Consider the following 17,024-nt stretch of genomic DNA (forward strand, 5'->3'; position numbering starts at 1 on the left):
TGAATTTCTTACCAAATGAATGATGGTCCATGAACTCAACTAAGCAGACGGTGACTTCGAAAGATGTCGCAAAACTCGCCGGCGTTTCTCAATCGACCGTTTCTCGCGTATTTATCCCTGGCAGTTCAGTGTCAGAGAAAACAAAGCAGAAAGTCTACGAAGCGGCGAAAGCGCTCAATTACCGCCCTAACGCGTTTGCACGTAGTCTTACAACCAACGAATCAAAGCTGATTGGCTTGGTTTTTCCTGATGCTGATTATCCAATTCATATGAAAACCCTGCAGCTCATTTCGTCAGAACTGCAAAAACTGGGTTACTCAGCAGTTTTGATTCCGTGGCAAGTTGACGACAAAGAAAATCATTCTATCCCGAATATTTTCCAGTACCGAGTAGACGGCGTGATTGCGGCTTCTGCCACATTCAACAAAAGCCTCTATGAAGAGTGTGAAGAGTTTAATATTCCCATCGTTCAGTACGCGCGCGTGGTGGAAGAAACCAAAAGCAGTTACGTGATCAGCGACAACTACGAAGCAGGACAGCAAGCCGCTCAGTTGTTATTGGATTGTGGTGTGAAACATCCAGTTTATCTGACGGGAGAAGTGCCTACCTTTACCAATGATGAACGGCACAAAGGCTTCAGTAGTGAGTTTGAAGATTTAACCGGTACACTCCCTCAGGTTGTTGAAGCAAACTATGACTATACTGCTGCGCTTGACGATATTCGTCAGTTGCTAAAAAAGAATGATCGCCCCGATGCGGTGTTCTGTGCAACGGATAATCTCGCGATGGCATTAATGGACGTTGCTCGCTACGAATTCAACTTACGTATTCCACAAGACTTGCAGGTAATCGGTTTCGATAACATCCCCCAGACTGAATGGCTGAGTTATCAGTTAACGACGTTCAGGCAAGACTTCAAACGTCTGGCAAGAGAAAGTGTCAAAATTGTGGTAGACCAAATCGACGAGCAAAACACCAGTATGGTTAAAATGATGGTGCCGGTGAAACTGCTCGAGCGAAACACCACCAGCCGTTAAACTAAAAGCGGGTAACTTTACTCCAACCAACTCACTTTCAGGGCATGTATGGACGCATTACTTCAGCAATTGAGTTTCTCACTGTCGATTACCGGCCCTATTTGTTTGATGCTGTTGTTAGGTGTGTTTTTCAAACGCATCGGCCTGATTAACGACAATTTCATAGAAGTCGCCTCGAAATTAGTCTTTCAGGTGACCCTACCAACGATGTTGTTCCTCAGTATTGTCGTATCTGAACATAACTTCACTGCTGCCAGTCGCTTCCTTGGATTTGCCGCGTTTGCGAGCATTACCTTTTTTGTCTTTACCACGGTCTCTGTCGCACTGTTATTCAAGTCTTCTCCCGACAAAGGCGTCATCACCCAAGGTGGCTATCGCGCCAACACGGGCATCATTGGCATTGCTTACGTGGCGAATGCGTTTGGAGAACAAGGGATCGCGCTCGCTGCACTGTATGTCGCCATCACCACTTTCATTTACAACGTTCAGGCGGTTATCTGCTTAGCACCCAAAGGGGGAACTTCCCCCGCCAAAGCCGCTAAAGTGATGCTGAGAACGTTAACCAAGAATCCACTGATCATCGCCATTGTCTCTGGCATTGTATTCTATCTGCTTTCTATACCTGTCCCAACGGTCGCTGTTGATGCGGGTAATTACCTGGCGAAAATGACCCTACCACTGGCTTTGTTGTGCACCGGCGGCTCACTGGATTTGAGTAAGATGAGAAAAGAAAAAGGGCCAGCGTGGTTTGCCAGTAGCTACAAGCTGGTACTGGCTCCTTTGCTGATCACCAGCGCTGCCTATTGGTATGGCTTTAGAGGGCTAGAGCTTGCGATCCTGTTTTTCATGAACGCCTCACCCGTTGCAGCAGCAAGCTATGTAATGACCCGCTCAATGGGCGGAAACTCAATACTGGCTGCTAACATTGTTGCCATGACGACGGTTATCTCAACTCTCACCTGTACCGCAGGACTAGTCCTACTTGTTAACATCGGGCTGATTTAAGTCAGCGTCATCAGTTAGAGAAAAATGTAGTTCAACACGGCGACCTGAATTGGTTGCGCTATTGTCGTAATACCAGCCGTACTGACTGATTAGGCGCTCGGTTAGCTCAAGACCTAGCCCAAAACCCAACTCCTCTTCCCCATCACCTTGGGATACGTTGTGATTGGTGATAACCAGTCGACTTCCAGACTGCTCGATAATCACTTCCCCCTGATAAGTATGCTGAAACGCATTACGAACCAAATTAGTTATGATGATTCGACACAGCCCGTGCGGTAATGATTGCTGCGTGGCATCTACTGTGATACTCACTTTGACCGCTTTTCCTTGCAGTAAATATTCGAGTTCATGATCGATCTGAGTAATGAGGTCACCAATCACGAGATCACTGAATGGCAGTGTCTTGTCTTCTTGTCGGTTGAGCCACAATAGCGTTTCAGTCAAATCTGTCATTGTGTACCCTGCCCGCTCAATGCGTTCCAACACTTCAAGCTGCTTGTCCTCATCCAACTTCTTGAGGATCATCTTTTTCAGTAGCTCTGAATTGGTACGGGTGACAGCAATCGGCGTTCTTAATTCATGACTAGCATAACCCAAAAAGCGCTGCTCTCGTTCAAGGCCTTCCTGTACAGAGCTGAGACTAGATTTAATAATTTCTGCTAGTGTGTTGAGCTCACTGTAGTCAAACCCCGGAATTGGCTGGCTGAGCTTTTCTTTGTCCAGAGATTTTGCCCAATCTTTGAGTTCTTCAACAGGAGTCGAGACACTACGAATAAAAGCAATGAGTATCAAAGAAAACGCGAAGATTGCAGCAATAGCAACAAACACGATGTAGATAAACTGGGGCATTTCACCCGGAGAAAATTCATTATCGAGAAACAACACCGACGCGTACCTGACGTCTCCTTTGTGCTCCATTTTCATTGCGAAATAGCCCGCTTTAGGCGATTCAATAAGAGGGACTCCGACAACTTTTTTAAGTACTTCATTGAGAACCAGTTCGTTTGGATTCAGGTTGTCTTGAATTGGCTGAGGTAAGTCTTGCCATCGTCTTGCCACTGTCAGGTCATTGATTTTCACTGGAGTGTTATCCGTCAATTCAACTTGGTACGCCTGCGTTCGCATGAACCCTGTCATAGCCATATCCAAACCTGAAAAGAAGTAACTTACCGCAACACCAGACATCGCTATAATCGTCAACGACCCTGTCAGTAGCATGGCAAACAAAAAATAAAGCCTCAGGCTACGTCTTATTTTCATTGAGAAGTCTCTTGTTTCAATGCAAAGCCACGTCCTGTGATCGTATGAATCAATTTGGTTTCAAAACGGCTATCGACGGCTTTTCTAAGATTAAACATATGCACCTTTAGGCTATTACTGTCTGGTTGCTCATCTCCCCACACACTCTGCATCAATTTTTCACGAGAGACAGTATTTGGACTCGCCCTAACCAACGTTTCAAGTAGCTTGAATCCGATTGGAGAGAGCTTTAATGACTCACTAGATCGGGTGGCGGTCTGAGTCTGCAAGTCAACTTCGAGATCGGAAACAGAAAGCTTAGTGACCTGCCCGCTGCGCCGACGAGACAAAACCTGCGCTCGAATAATCAGCTCTTCCATAGCAAAAGGCTTCACCAAATAGTCATCCGCTCCTTTCGAAAAGCCTGTTAACTTGTCATCAAGGGTATCTTTTGCCGTCAACATCAGAACAGGCACGTCAATCCCTTGCTCTCTGAGCCTTGCACACACTTCCAGGCCATTCATTTTTGGCAAGTTCAAATCTAGAATCACCGTGTCGTACTGGCCTTGTTGAATCAGGTTTAATCCGGACAAGCCATTTGCAGCGTGGTCACACTGAATATCTTCCAGAGCGAGGTAGTCAACAATCGCCTTAGCTAAATCCAGATCATCTTCGACCAGTAACAGCTGCAAGTTTTCCATGACTACCTCTTACTCTATGAAACTACTATTAATTTAGACGTTAAACGCTTTGAGCGAGCTTTTTCTCACCCAACACCGCTGCCTTCACTTTGTTCAGACCATTGTGAATATCACATTGGATCAGTAGAAGTGATGGGGTCAGCACCAATGTAATCATTGTTGCGAACAAAATACCGTAGCCTAATGCAGCGGCGGCTGGAATTAGGAACTGTGCTTGCATCGAGGTTTCGCTCAGCAATGGTGCCAAACCAGCAAAGGTCGTGACTGATGTCAGCAACACTGCCCTGATTCTGCTACTGCATGATTCAACAATCGCTTCACTCACCGGAACGTTGTGCTTTCGCGTCAGTTCATTGAAGCGTGATACCAGCAATAAGCTGTCATTGACCACGACACCACTCAAGGCAAGGATACCATTTAGCGACAGGATACTGATCGTCAGATCATTCAGCCAGTGACCTAAGATTGCTCCGACTATACCAAACGGAATCGCTACCATAATGATGAGCGGTTGAACGTAAGACTTTAATGGTATCGCCAGCAATGCAAAGATCACTACCAAAGCCATAATGAAGGTCGATTGCATTGAGTCTGTCGACTCTTGTTGCTGCTCCGCTTCGCCAGTAAAGTCAATTTTTAGCATCGGGTATTCCGATTTAAGCTGTGGAACCAGTGTTTTCTCCAACTGGGCCACCAGCTCATTCGAGGACACGACATCTTTATCCACTACCGCGGTTAAATAAACAGCACGTAAGTTGTCAATACGCGTAATTTCCGCTTGCTGATAGTCCGAATAGACATTCGCGACCGATAGCATTGGCACCACTGTACCATCAGGAGTGCGGACACTCGATTGTTGAATATCAGCCAGCGTTTGGCGATCACCTTCTGGATAGCGAACTCGAACTTTGACTTCATCTTTCCCACGCTGGAAGCGCTGAACAATGTCACCCCCGAAGGATTGTAATACCTGCTTCGCGAGGCTCGAAGTATCCATCCCTAGCGCACGCCCCTGCTCGGTCAGCTCAAAACGGTACTGCGGCTCACCAAGATCTAAGTTGTCATCAATACCGCTCACACCCGGTGTCTGTTCCAAAGCCTGTTTAAATGTATTACCAGCCTGAGTTAGAATCGTGTCATCGCTGGCTTTGAGCTCCACTTTAAAGTTATCGACCATTTCCATTGACGAGAGAACCTTAAGCTTCTTCATCCCTTCCATCTGCCCGGACATCTGCAACCACAAGTCAGCAAACTCACCTGAGCTGTATGTCGCATCCGTAGCAAGTTCTACTTGGACGGTTCCAGTGCGGTCTTCATCGGCAATCACCTGAAGGCTAGTAATGTAAGATGTATTCTGATCGTTGCTCTCGCTACTCGCTCTCAACTGCTGATCTGCTTTAAGCGCATTGGCTTCCAGTTCAAGAAGATTTGTTTGAGTCTGACCAAAGCTGGAATCGTTATACATACTTATTTCTGCACTAACGGTATCGCCTGCAATATCAGGGAAGAAAGCGATTCTCACCGCTCCGGTCAGTGGCATACCAATCACGAGAATGAACAGAGCGATAAAGGCCATGACCACAGCATAACGGAACTTTAACGCCTGCTTAATCACCTGTTTGTACACTTTATGATTGAACCACTCCAACCCGCTGTCCGCGCCTTGTTGAATGCGGTTCCAGATGCCTTTCTTATCACTTCGATGCGTATTGATATGGGCAAGATGCGACGGAAGAATGAACTTGGATTCAACCAATGATAGTAGCAAACAGATGGTAACCACAGTGGCAAACTGAGCATAAATCTGCCCCATTTTTCCATCAACCGCCGCAATTGAAAGAAACGCCACGACGGTTGTCAGTACGCCAAACACAGTCGGCGCCGCCACCTTTAATGTTCCGACAATCGTGCTATTGAGCGAGTCACCCTCTTTACGTCGTGTCGAATAAATACTTTCCCCGACGACCACGGCGTCATCAACGACGATTCCCAGTGCCATGATAAAACCAAACGTGGTCATCTCATTGATGGTTAAGCCAACGAAGGAGTCGGTCATAAAGAACAATGTGCCGAAGAATACGAACGGTAAGCTCGCCGCAACCCAAAATGCGACACGAATGTTCAAAAACAGCGCCAGTACGATAAACACCAGAACAATACCTGTGAGGGCATTTTTGGCCAGAAGAGACAATCGCTCTTTGATCAGCGTACTTTTGTCATACCAAGTCTCAACACTGACGTTGTCAGGCAACAGGTTACTGCTACGCCACTGTTCTACCACTTGTTTGGCTTGTTCTACGATTTGCACAACGTCGCTGTACTCATCCATGACAATCTGAATGCCCATCGCGTTGCTTTGGTTGTATCGTGACAGGCTGAAAGTGTCTTCCTCAAAAGTATCCGTGACACGGGCAATATCGCCTAGCGTAATTTGGCTACCGTCGGAATGGGTAAGAACAGGGATCGCTTTAAAGTCTTCAATCTCGTAAGCCTGCTCAGAGACCTTAAGACGTACAGTTTTCTCATCATTGCGCAAACTGGTTGAAATACTAGTGGATGACTCCGCATTGATCGCATCCGATACATCGGTGAGCGTTAAACCATAGGCTTGCAATCGACTTTCATTGACCTCGACCGAAATCATAGGATCAATTTCTGCTTTGATCTCCAGATCACGAATCGCACTTTCGGCAAGCAAATCGGCTTTAAGCTGCTCCGCTAAATCCTGCAATGTAGCGCGGTCCGCGTCGCCATAAAGTTGAACCCACAAAGCATGATCCTGCATCCGAGCCTTATCAATCACAGGATTGTCGGCTTCCGCTGGTAGATTGTTGATGGCGTCCACTTTGGTCTTCACGTCAGTCAGCAAAGTACCTAGACTGTAGTTGGTCTCTTTTTCGATGGAAACGTGACTACCCGATGCGCTGGAAGTTGACGTAATGCGTTTTATGCCGGCGACCGTTTCCAGAGCTTCTTCAATCTTTATCGATATCCCCTCTTCTGCCTGAATAGGATCGCCACTGTCATAATTGACAGACACAGTCACGATGTCCGGTTCTAGACTTGGGAAGGCTTCCTTGCGTAATGAATTGACCGAAAATAAGCCGACGATAATCACCCCTAACATGAGCAGGTTAGCGGCAACCGGATTTTGCGCGAACCAAGCGATCATGCCCTTTGGCGTTTTGGTTTGGTGCTCCATATTACCCCTCCTCCGTTGGTGTAACTTTCATACCTGGTTTGAAATTACTCAGCGGCCTGACAACCACTTGAGCCCTTTCTTCAGCCAAACTCGGAGTGACGTACACTTTGCCATCACGACCAAACAGTTTGCTGGCGTTCGATTTGTGCAGCAAACCTTGCTCATCTACCGTCCAGATTTCGCCCTGCTGAGATATCGCTGACGCCGGCACTTCCCAAAGGCCATTAACTTCAGCTCCGCTCAGTGTCGCTTTCACAAAGGTCCCCGGATAGAGAGGCGAGTCGGCTTCGAGAGGTTTATCTACAACCACAACCAGTGAGCGCTGGCGCGTGTCCTGAGTCACATGTTGGAACTTTCTCTCAACCTGACCAAGCCATTGGTGAGCACCGCTACTGTCAGTCAATGTCACCTGCCAGTCCCCCATATCGTTGGAGGTTGGCAGATTTGCCCATTGCTGCTCTGACAGTGGCACTTCCACTTCAACACGTTCAATACTGTATAAAGTGGCGACTGCGCCGCCCGCACTCAAATAGCTCCCCGGCTGAACCTCTCTGCTCACGACTAGCGCCGTAAAAGGCGCACGTATTACCGTGTCTTTTAGGTCTTTTTCTGCTTTGTTTAACGCCTGCTTTGCATTGGCTAATTTTGCTTCAGCGCTGGCGAGTTGAGGCTCTCTAAGGACCAGTGGTGAGTTCGGCTCGCCACTCAGACCTGAACGTTGCCATTCCGATTTAGCCTGCTCTCCTTCTCGCTGCTCTTCCAACAACTCAAGCTCAGCTGTTGCAACATCAGATTTGGCCTGAGCCAACGCCTGCTGATATGGCGTATCATCCAGCTTTGCCAGTATCGTACCTTTAGTGACTACTTTTCCTGTCTCAAAGTCATCAGACAAGGTGCTCACTCGCCCACTGACTTCACTGGCATAGTTAAGTTGATAACGAGACCGAGTTTCTCCATAACCCACAACCTGAGCCTGATAGCTTGCACTGGTTGTCATCTGCACTGCAACTTGCTGGAGGTTTAAGCTTTCTTTCACCAATGGCTGCTGCAAAGTTTCCGTTGCTTGTTGCTCAGACTGGCTATTCTCGCTCGCCTGAGCCATGTGACTACCGTTATAGCCAATGGCGGCAAAGATGCTTCCGGCAGCTGCAAGAGTCACCGCTAGAGTGATGGCATTTTTTTTCATGATGATACTCCCAAGCCCAGAGCTAGGCCTAAATCGATTCGGTTTAATAAACGTTGATAAGTGGCATTAACCAGTTGTGCTTCGGTGTCGTAGGTCTGCTGCTGAACGGTCAGTAAATCAAAGATGTCGACCAGACCTTTTCGATATTTCTCTTCGTAACTGACAAAGCTACGCTTCGAACTTGTGAAGGCTTGATTAAGATGCAGTTGCTGCTTTTCAAGTGAATACTCCTGCCCGACAGCGTTTTCCACTTCATTGATCGCTGTGAGCAAGGCTTCCTGATAAGCCCAATAGCTTTGCTCTGTGGTGAGTTGAGCAATTTCAGCCTGAGATTTAAGCTTTCCGCCCTGAAAAAGTGGCGCTGATAGCTGTCCGAGTAGGCTCCACAATGGATCCGTTAGCAAGGCCTCGCTGGGTGACTGCGCAATATCCGTTAAACTTGCCGTCAAGCTGAACGATGGCAACATGGCTTTGTAAGCTGCGTTGGTACGAAGGGCTTCAGCTTCGATATTGTAGAAAGCTTGCTGTAGATCTGGTCGGCCTGCCATATTCTGCTGGGCAAGAGAATCGAGAGGGTTGACGACTTGTGGAAACATCATCGCTACCTCTGGCTGCTGCAACTCGGATTGCCATTGCCCGGTTAACAGTTGGAGGCTACGTCTGCTCTGTTCTAGATTTTCTTCATACTCAGCGACAGTTGAGCGCGTCGACGCTGTGCTTGTCTTCGCGTTATCTAAGTCTTCCAGACTGCCTAGTCCCACTTGATAGCGCTCTAATACCAACACCTCATTGTTTTCCAACACATCCAGCCTTCTCAGCTCAATATCAAGTAATTGCTGATTGACGCTGATTTCTAACCAATTACGCATGATATTGGCCGCCAGCAAATCTTTTGCTGATTGCAAGCTTGCCTGAGAGGCCGCAACATCTTTTCGTGCTGCCTCACTGCTATCTGCCAGTTTTTGCCACAGATCCAGCTCCCAGCTCACGGTCAGCTCACCAGTGTAGCTGTCGTCGGTATCTTCTTTGGATTGACCTGTAAAGCTGGCATTCGCCGTAGGTAGCTGGTCTGCCACCGTGACTCCTTGCTGAGCATAAGCAATTTTCAGCGCGATCACGCTTTGCTGCAAACTAGGGCTATGAGCAAACGCGGCTTGTAAGTATTGCTCAAGCTCAGGGACAGAGATCAGATCCGTCAGTTGAGTCGGTTGGCTGATGTCGTCAGCCTCAAGTGAAAGTTGTCGCTCCGCTACCACCTGCGCCAGCAGTTGCTCAACAGACTGAGCACTATTCTGCTCAGCCTGTGTGGCAAAGTCGGCATCGGTCCCCGTCGCACAGCCCATAACGCCTGCCAGCGTCAGAGCAAGAATGGAATATCGCAATGTCATCGTTATCTTCTCCCGCAATTGTGCGAGAAAAGTAACAAACAGAGGGGTTAAGGCAGGGTTAAGACATTTCTAATACCCCTAAAGTAGTATTCTATACTTCTTTTTGCTTTGACATTGCTTCAAAAATGATGTGCAACTAGATTTATAAAAAGAATGAACTCACGGAAGGTACTAAGTGCCTGTTAGAGTGGACATAAAATGGAAAAGAAAACGTTATTGTGGATAGGGCTCTTTATCACGGCTGCCTCTATTGGCCTTCTACTCTATGAAGGCTTCAGCTCATCACATTCAAAACACAATGACGCAGAGCATGATCACGCCTCAGAACCCGAACACCATGACTCACACCAGCACGACCATAAACACAGTGAAACAGAACAAGACAAACGCTACGGCTTGATCTACCCCATTCCAGAACACCCAGAGTTTGACCGTACTCAAGCCAAGATCGGTTGGGTGCTTTTTCGTGACCCTAACCTTTCATCTAACAAAAAGGTCAGTTGCGAGAGCTGCCATAATCTACGCACTAACGGCGCTGAAACGACGGCGGTTTCTACTGGAGTAGAAGGCCTTGGAACCCGTAACTCCCCTACGGTATTTAATGCGAGCCTGAATTACCGTTTTTTCTGGGACGGTCGGGTAAACAGCCTCCATGAGCAGCTTGATGGCCCCATTCATGACCCGGTTGAGATGGACTCAAATTGGTCAAAAATTACCGAATACGTCAGCCAGTCTCCTATCTACCAACAATATTTTCTGCAGGCAGAGCTTCCTATTACAGAACACAACATTAAGACAGCTCTGGTTGAGTTTATGAATGCCCTCAGCACACCAAACTCCCCGTTTGATCAATATTTAGCAGGCAATGAAAACGCACTCAGCCCTGAAGCGAAACTCGGATGGCAAACCTTTCAGAAAGAAGGGTGTGTTCGTTGTCATCAGGGCAGCAACATCGGCGGCGGTATGGTCATGCGATTTGGCTACTTTGGCCAGTCGACTACTGGAGAAAATCGCAGCTCTGATAAAGGACGGTTCAACACTACTCAGGATGAGAACGATCTTTACCTCTTTCGTGTCGCCAGCCTAAGAAACGTCGCCCTGACGCCACCCTACTTCCACGATGGAAAGACACAGCACCTCTCAGAAGCAATTAAAATCATGGGTGAAAGCCAGTTAGGAAAAACGTTTGACGACGAAACCATCGCCTATCTCGAAGCTTTCCTGAATTCGTTAAGTGGAGATAGACCAGCCATCTTGCAGGAGTTTGAAAATGAATAAAATCAGGCTCGCCTTTGCAGCATTTATTCTCATTTTTATCGCCATGTGTTCATACGTCTATATGGCCTATGGCGAATTGAACAAATTGGCCAAATACGATGAGCAAGTACGAAGCATGGGACATGAAGTGATTGAACTGCGTGATGAAGTAATTGGTGCTTCCATCCGCGGTATTTCTGACCCTTATCAAATGGCCAATCAACTTGTGGAACTCGAAAGAGAACTGACGGAATTTCAGAAACGACATCAACAAGCAGACTTGCATTCAACGCTTTTTCAGAGCTTGCCAACCCAAACGCTACTCAATGATTTCCATTCATCTGCCATGAGTTTGGCGGGCACACTCGATCAAACCATCGGCTTAATCGTTGCTCGTGAATTTGTTTTACACTCCCTAAAGAACAAATTGATGGATGGAGGCGGCTTTAGATCCGACAACCAATCACTTGAGCAAATTATTTCCCATATGCTGGATGAAAACGCAATCGGTGCCGATGAAGAAGTCACGCGATTTGCTCAAACTTTTGTTCAGGTCAATGCACAACGAGAGCGGCTGTTATCCACCTTGCTGTCACACGACAGTGTTGTGTTCCTTGAACAAGCGGAGTTCGACCTCACTGCGACATCAGCTCGACTTAGAGACACTATCTCCCAAGTCTTGATTGGTGCTGCCATACTGTTTGTTGCTTTGGCAACGTTTGGCTTTATTGCCCGCATCGCCGAACTCAACCGTAACAATAATGCGTATCAGCTCGCCACTGAAAACGCCGAAAAAGCCAATGAAGCGAAGTCTATTTTTCTCGCCACCATGAGCCACGAACTGCGAACACCCATGAACGGTGTATTAGGTATCGCACAAATCATCAAAGATGAATCTCAAGAGCTGGAAACCAAGAAACAGGCTCAAATCCTTATCGATTCAGGTCAACACCTGATGACGATACTCAATGACATACTTGATTTCTCCAAGGTCGAGCAAGGAAAACTGGAGCTTGAGATTCATCCTTTCTCCATAGGCGAATTAGTACTCAGTCTGGAAAAAACACTAGGCCCCCAAGCCGTCAACAAAGGCCTACAACTAGTCACCCGCAACAAAGTGCCCGCCAATATCGAGCTGCATGGCGACCCTGCACGAACTCGGCAGATTCTGTTTAACCTAGTCGGCAACGCGATCAAATTTACCCAAACGGGTAAGATTGAAATCGAATTCGCACTCGACACGTCGACGCCGCCCAATGTCTGTATTAGCGTCACCGATAGCGGCATAGGAATAGAACGCGAGAAGCTTGACACTATTTTTACTCCATTTGAGCAAGCAGAGCTCTCCACAACGCGTAAATTTGGCGGTACCGGACTCGGTTTATCTATTGTTAAGCGGTTGGTCGAAATGATGGGCGGCAAAGTGTCCGTTTTCAGCCAGCCAAATGTGGGAACACAATTCACCCTCACTATCCCATTTGAACTCAAAGAGTTGGAAATAAGCGAAGCTCAAGTGCAACCCTCAGATGAGCTTTCCTTACTTGATAACTTCACCGTTCTGCTGGTCGAAGACAACCGAGTGAATGCTATGGTAGCGAGGAAGTTCTGCGAGTCTATGGGACTATTGGTTGATCATGCCAATGACGGGCTTGAGGCAATCAGCCGTCTTAAGCATTCCAATTATGATCTGATCATTATGGATAACCACATGCCAAACATGAATGGTCTGGATGCGATTGAACATATACGTACCAAACTCAACCTAAATACTGTCATTTTTGCTTGTACTGCCGACGTATTCAAAGAAGCACACGATGAATTCATCGCCCGAGGCGCCGATTTTGTCCTGACTAAACCTCTACAGAAGAGCAGTCTACAGAACGCATTAAGTCAGTTTTCACGTCAGTTTTCCACCCACCGGGAAGTGGCTGAAGCCGTGAAACAGTTACCTCAAAACGCAAACAACATATCGACTCTCATCCGCTTCCCCGTTGATAAGTTGCCGCTTACAGAAGAGGAAGTCTCACAGAGCCCGCTAATCAATCAGCTTGAACTTCAGGATAGAGAAAAAGTTGAATTGCTCGAATCATTAATATTTGAGTTGGATACTAAAACCGACTCTCTGATCGAACTACATTCCAATACAACGCCAACCGAACTTCACGCTATTCTGCACGCCATCAAAGGTATCGCTCTCGAGTTCTCTATGGGAGAAGTTCTACTGTTGACGAAAAAGACAGAAGACATTGCAAGACAAGGGGAAATTCCTGAAATCGAGCTGCTGCAAAAACTAGTCAACCGGCTGATGGTGAATAGCCACGAAGCCAGCCGATTGATAACCCGATTAAATCCGCACAACAAGACTGGCTAAGGTAAAGCAACATTATGAAATGGACCTTCACGAAAAGTCGATACGAACTACACGCCGCTCTTGCCCTACTAGCAGGATTGTTCTTGTACCTAGATTTAATAATGCCAGCTGAAGTGGCATCAGGCCTCCCCTACATCGCCATAATCCTGCTCTCCATGGCATTGAGAAACCAACATTCTATCGTTGCTTGGGCGATTATCTGTACCTTACTCACTCTCGTGGGCCATTACGTAACGTCCGCTGGGAACGCTGTTTGGAGTGAGATAGCAAATCGTCTGCTCGCAATTTCTGCAATCTGGGTCCTCACGATAGTATCGCTGGCTATCAAGGATCGAGAGCAGAAGCTATCAAAGCTTGAAATCGAGCTGGCTGTTTCTGATTTTCGTTCAACACAGGGATTTGTCGCAGAGTATGCCCGCGATGCCATCGTGGTAACAGACCCCGAGGGGTACACAACATGGGTCAACGAGGGTTTTGTGCAGTTGACGGGTTACCAACTGGACGAGATAAAAGGTAAAAAGCCAGGTGATATTCTCCAAGGTCCAAACACCAATATCAAGCAAGTCCAAGCACTGTCAAGTGCCATCAAACAAGCGAAGCAAATCGATTGTGAGCTGATTAATTACAACAAGGATGGTACTGAATACTGGATTGACATCTCGATTGCTCCTGTATTTAAAGACGGAGTACTCACGCGCTTTGTGGCTGTCGAAAGGGATATTACTGAACGAAAACAGTTAGAAGAGCAACTTAAGAAAGAGGTTCAATTAGCGAAGTCAGCCATGGAGAACAAGTCACGTTTCATGCGGCTGATTAATCATGAACTCAAAGTCTATAGCAACAGTATCGTTATACCGCTAAAACAAATCGAACGCAGCGATGACCTTTCACAGATCAAATCATTAGCCACTCGACTCAAGCATTCCGGTGATTTACTCCATGCTTCGATCAAACATATTCTCACCCTGTCGGCGACGGATGTGGATTCTCTGGCAAGCAAAGCGGAAGAGATTAAATTGGCCGAGCACTTGCAATCATTGAGTAAAAAGTTAATACCGCTCGCCAACGGTAACGACGTCAACTTCTCCACTCAATTTAACGTCAACGACAGCAAACAATATCTGCTTGATGGGAACTTACTCAACCAAACCGTGTGCTTCTTCGCCCTCACAACGATTAACCAAGCCCCAGGAGGAGACGTTGAAGTAAGCGCAGAAGTGATTGACGATAGAGACTCGGAATCTCTAATTGTACAGATACGTTCTACCGACAAGGGAGTTAGCTGTCGTTTGATGTCTGAACTGCCAGGAAGTCCTTTGCAGCGTCATGGATTGATGGAAGGCATCTGTGCCGGCTTCCACAAAGTTGAAGCTCTCATTTGCCAAAACGGCGGAAATATTCAATTAAGTTATACCCCGGAAGGTCACTCACTTATATCAATCAGAGTGCCGCTAACACATACAGAGAAAGAAACACCAGATAAGGCTTCGAACGGTACTCGTATTTTGATCGCGGAAGATAACCAAGTGAATGCACTTATTTTGTCGAAATTCCTCAAAGGGTTGGGTTATTACAATATTGATCGTGCAAAAGACGGGCAGGAAGCCGTAGAGATGGCGCTAGCGGGCAATTATGAATACATCTTTATGGATAATCACATGCCACGACTCACTGGGTTAGAAGCGACCAAACTGATTATTCAGTTTCACAACATTCCAACCACAATAATTGCCTGTACGGCTGACACTACTAACACCGCAAGGCAGCAGTTCTATCAGTACGGAGCAAAAGAAGTACTGCTTAAACCCGTTAAAAAAGATGCGCTGTATGCTGCAATGGAGACTTCTTCTCAATCAAATGGCCAAAGTGTTGGAAATGGCTAGGGGCCACAGTGTGCCCCTACCTGCCTTACACGGCTTTAATTTCTAACGTTTTGTTGATTCCGGCTTCATCGACAAAATCTTGATCATGACTGACCAAAATAAAAGGGCCTGGGTACGTAGATAATGCTTTGGCCAGCCGTTGCTTTGAATCGATATCGAGATGATTGTCTGGTTCATCAAGCAAAAGTAACGGCGAACAAGATTGGTGGCTCACCATTAATACCGCTAACTTCATTTTTTCTCCACCACTCAGCGCTGAGACCATCTTGTAAACACTGTCTCTGCGAAAGCCAACCCCAGCTAACAAAGTCCGAGCGTCACTCTCTGCCAGCTTGGGGCAAGAATTGCGTAACGTATCCAACATACTCATATTCGGACAAAGCAAACTAAAATGTTGATCTAGATAGACAGTCTTTACATTACATTTAATTCCTTGCTCAAGGCGTCCCGATGGTAAATTCAGTGCTTTCAATAAAGTCGATTTACCACAACCATTGTTTCCAGATAGGTGTATTCGGTCTTTTGTTCCCACCCTTATGCTCACGGTTTGCCAACGACTTTTATCTACGCTGAAATCCGCAATGGAAGCCAGATTGTGTCTCTTGTCCCCTTGAACATGGGCAAGATAAAAACTCTGCTCCTTCCCGTCTTCCTGCTGGCTTTTTAACGTCTCCAGCTTGTGTTGGTTCCTCTTCAACTGATTGCTCTGATTTGTAATAGCAGCAGAGCGAGTGACTTGCGCGCTGTCTTTCATCGCGTCCATAAGAATTTTTGGCTGACTGCCTGATCTTCTTGCGCGGTTGCCCATCGCCTCTCGCTGCTGAGCTTTTTCGGCATTGAGCTGGATCTGACGCTCAATCTCCTTCTTTTCGGACTTGAGGTGGTCGATCTTGCTGCTTAAAGCCTGTTTCTCTACGTCATATTGGCGCTGGAATTCATCATAGCCACCACGATAGCTTTTCAAACCTAATGATGAGAGGTGGCAGATAACATCCGCACAACGTAGCAACGCTCTATCATGACTGACCAATAGAATCTTACCGGGGAATGCTTTGAGTTTATTTATCAACCACTGCTTTCCTTGGGTATCGAGATGATTAGTTGGCTCATCAAGCAACAAAATATCCGGGCTTTGTTGAAACAGATGATAAAGCTGCAGCTTAGCCAATTGCCCTCCACTTAGGTGGCAACAAAAGTCGTCCAATGACAGAGCAATGCTCAACTGAGCCACAAGCTCGATTGCTCGCTGCTCTACCTCCCAGTCATCGCTAAGGCGGTCAAAATCTTCCTGCCGCGTGCTTCCTTGCTCTATCGCTCTCAGAGCCTGACGTTTGTCATCGATGCCAAGGTATTGCGCAATGGTCATATCACTGACTAACAACTCTGAAGGTAGCTGAGAGTAGGTAGCAATCCTCCCTTGACGTTCGACATTGCCAGCGTCAGGCAAGCAGTCCCCCGTCAAGATGGAAAGCAACACCGACTTACCACTGCCATTTTTTCCCGTTAGGCCAGTAATACCATGATTCAACGATAGATTGATCGAACGGAATAACCATTCACCCGTTTCGAGCTGATGTGAAATTTGAGATGCAATTAATGCCGGCATATCGCCTCCTTTTTAATTCAAAAAGGGGTCGCCATTGTGCGGTGATATGGCCGAGCGTATAAAATGCCGAGATGAGCCAGATAAACTGGCAAGAACCACCATTGGTGGATTTTAGAAATGTACTAAGATTGCGGCAACGCCCACTAACC

Annotated in this window: 11 protein-coding genes and 1 pseudogene; 5 read left to right on the plus strand and 7 right to left on the minus strand. The window is 46.9% G+C overall.

The window, feature by feature from the left end:
* Window positions 1–29 precede the first annotated feature (29 nt).
* Together IX95_RS18600 and IX95_RS18605 are read left to right on the plus strand one after the other, a co-directional pair.
* Window positions 30–1,037, plus strand: coding sequence for a LacI family DNA-binding transcriptional regulator (locus tag IX95_RS18600; protein WP_038162953.1), 1,008 nt, complete (start codon window positions 30–32; stop codon window positions 1,035–1,037).
* Between the two features lie 48 nt (window positions 1,038–1,085).
* Complete coding sequence (locus tag IX95_RS18605; protein WP_038162956.1) at window positions 1,086–2,042, plus strand: AEC family transporter; 957 nt, start codon at window positions 1,086–1,088, stop codon at window positions 2,040–2,042.
* Here the strand turns inward: IX95_RS18605 and IX95_RS18610 are convergent.
* The 5 genes from IX95_RS18610 to IX95_RS18630 are packed head-to-tail and all read right to left on the minus strand — an operon-like array spanning window position 2,016 to window position 9,758.
* Window positions 2,016–3,302, minus strand: a complete 1,287-nt coding sequence (locus IX95_RS18610; RefSeq protein WP_038162959.1) for a sensor histidine kinase — start codon at window positions 3,300–3,302, stop codon at window positions 2,016–2,018. The genes IX95_RS18605 and IX95_RS18610 overlap by 27 nt on opposite strands.
* On the minus strand, window positions 3,299–3,982 hold the full coding sequence (locus IX95_RS18615; protein ID WP_038162962.1) for a response regulator transcription factor: 684 nt from the start codon (window positions 3,980–3,982) through the stop codon (window positions 3,299–3,301). The genes IX95_RS18610 and IX95_RS18615 overlap by 4 nt, the downstream gene beginning before the upstream one ends.
* Before the next feature lie 40 nt (window positions 3,983–4,022).
* The gene (locus IX95_RS18620) at window positions 4,023–7,184 is read right to left on the minus strand and encodes an efflux RND transporter permease subunit (protein ID WP_038162963.1); all 3,162 of its coding nucleotides are present in this window, start codon (window positions 7,182–7,184) and stop codon (window positions 4,023–4,025) included.
* A gap of 1 nt (window position 7,185) precedes the next feature.
* A complete protein-coding gene (locus IX95_RS18625; RefSeq protein WP_038162964.1) occupies window positions 7,186–8,370 on the minus strand; it encodes an efflux RND transporter periplasmic adaptor subunit in 1,185 nt (394 codons plus the stop codon).
* Window positions 8,367–9,758, minus strand: coding sequence for a TolC family protein (locus IX95_RS18630; protein WP_038162965.1), 1,392 nt, complete (start codon window positions 9,756–9,758; stop codon window positions 8,367–8,369). The genes IX95_RS18625 and IX95_RS18630 overlap by 4 nt, the downstream gene beginning before the upstream one ends.
* A gap of 198 nt (window positions 9,759–9,956) precedes the next feature.
* On the opposite strand from IX95_RS18630, the gene IX95_RS18635 reads away from it, so the two are divergent.
* The 3 genes from IX95_RS18635 to IX95_RS18645 are packed head-to-tail and all read left to right on the plus strand — an operon-like array spanning window position 9,957 to window position 15,269.
* The gene (locus IX95_RS18635) at window positions 9,957–11,036 is read left to right on the plus strand and encodes a cytochrome-c peroxidase (RefSeq protein ID WP_038162966.1); all 1,080 of its coding nucleotides are present in this window, start codon (window positions 9,957–9,959) and stop codon (window positions 11,034–11,036) included.
* On the plus strand, window positions 11,029–13,386 hold the full coding sequence (locus tag IX95_RS18640) for an ATP-binding protein (protein WP_038162969.1): 2,358 nt from the start codon (window positions 11,029–11,031) through the stop codon (window positions 13,384–13,386). The genes IX95_RS18635 and IX95_RS18640 overlap by 8 nt, the downstream gene beginning before the upstream one ends.
* A gap of 14 nt (window positions 13,387–13,400) precedes the next feature.
* On the plus strand, window positions 13,401–15,269 hold the full coding sequence (locus tag IX95_RS18645; protein WP_038162971.1) for a response regulator: 1,869 nt from the start codon (window positions 13,401–13,403) through the stop codon (window positions 15,267–15,269).
* Window positions 15,270–15,294: 25 nt separating this feature from the next.
* On the opposite strand, the gene IX95_RS27090 is transcribed toward IX95_RS18645, so the two are convergent.
* Window positions 15,295–16,077, minus strand: coding sequence for an ATP-binding cassette domain-containing protein (locus tag IX95_RS27090; protein ID WP_443082995.1), 783 nt, complete (start codon window positions 16,075–16,077; stop codon window positions 15,295–15,297).
* A 300-nt stretch (window positions 16,078–16,377) separates the two neighbouring features.
* Window positions 16,378–16,824, minus strand: a pseudogene (locus tag IX95_RS27095) (ATP-binding cassette domain-containing protein); the annotation flags it as partial.
* Window positions 16,825–17,024 lie beyond the last annotated feature (200 nt).

It is taken from the genome of Vibrio sp. B183, from assembly GCF_000740665.1.
Lineage (GTDB): Bacteria > Pseudomonadota > Gammaproteobacteria > Enterobacterales > Vibrionaceae > Vibrio > Vibrio coralliilyticus.

Coding starts and splice junctions, on each gene's coding strand:
- IX95_RS18645 (WP_038162971.1), top strand. CDS start 13,401: ATGAAATGGACCTTCACGAAAAGTCGATACGAACTACACGCCGCTCTT.
- IX95_RS18610 (WP_038162959.1), bottom strand. CDS start 3,302: ATGAAAATAAGACGTAGCCTGAGGCTTTATTTTTTGTTTGCCATGCTA.
- IX95_RS18600 (WP_038162953.1), top strand. CDS start 30: ATGAACTCAACTAAGCAGACGGTGACTTCGAAAGATGTCGCAAAACTC.
- IX95_RS18640 (WP_038162969.1), top strand. CDS start 11,029: ATGAATAAAATCAGGCTCGCCTTTGCAGCATTTATTCTCATTTTTATC.
- IX95_RS27090 (WP_443082995.1), bottom strand. CDS start 16,077: ATGGGCAACCGCGCAAGAAGATCAGGCAGTCAGCCAAAAATTCTTATG.
- IX95_RS18630 (WP_038162965.1), bottom strand. CDS start 9,758: ATGACATTGCGATATTCCATTCTTGCTCTGACGCTGGCAGGCGTTATG.
- IX95_RS18620 (WP_038162963.1), bottom strand. CDS start 7,184: ATGGAGCACCAAACCAAAACGCCAAAGGGCATGATCGCTTGGTTCGCG.
- IX95_RS18615 (WP_038162962.1), bottom strand. CDS start 3,982: ATGGAAAACTTGCAGCTGTTACTGGTCGAAGATGATCTGGATTTAGCT.
- IX95_RS18635 (WP_038162966.1), top strand. CDS start 9,957: ATGGAAAAGAAAACGTTATTGTGGATAGGGCTCTTTATCACGGCTGCC.
- IX95_RS18605 (WP_038162956.1), top strand. CDS start 1,086: ATGGACGCATTACTTCAGCAATTGAGTTTCTCACTGTCGATTACCGGC.
- IX95_RS18625 (WP_038162964.1), bottom strand. CDS start 8,370: ATGAAAAAAAATGCCATCACTCTAGCGGTGACTCTTGCAGCTGCCGGA.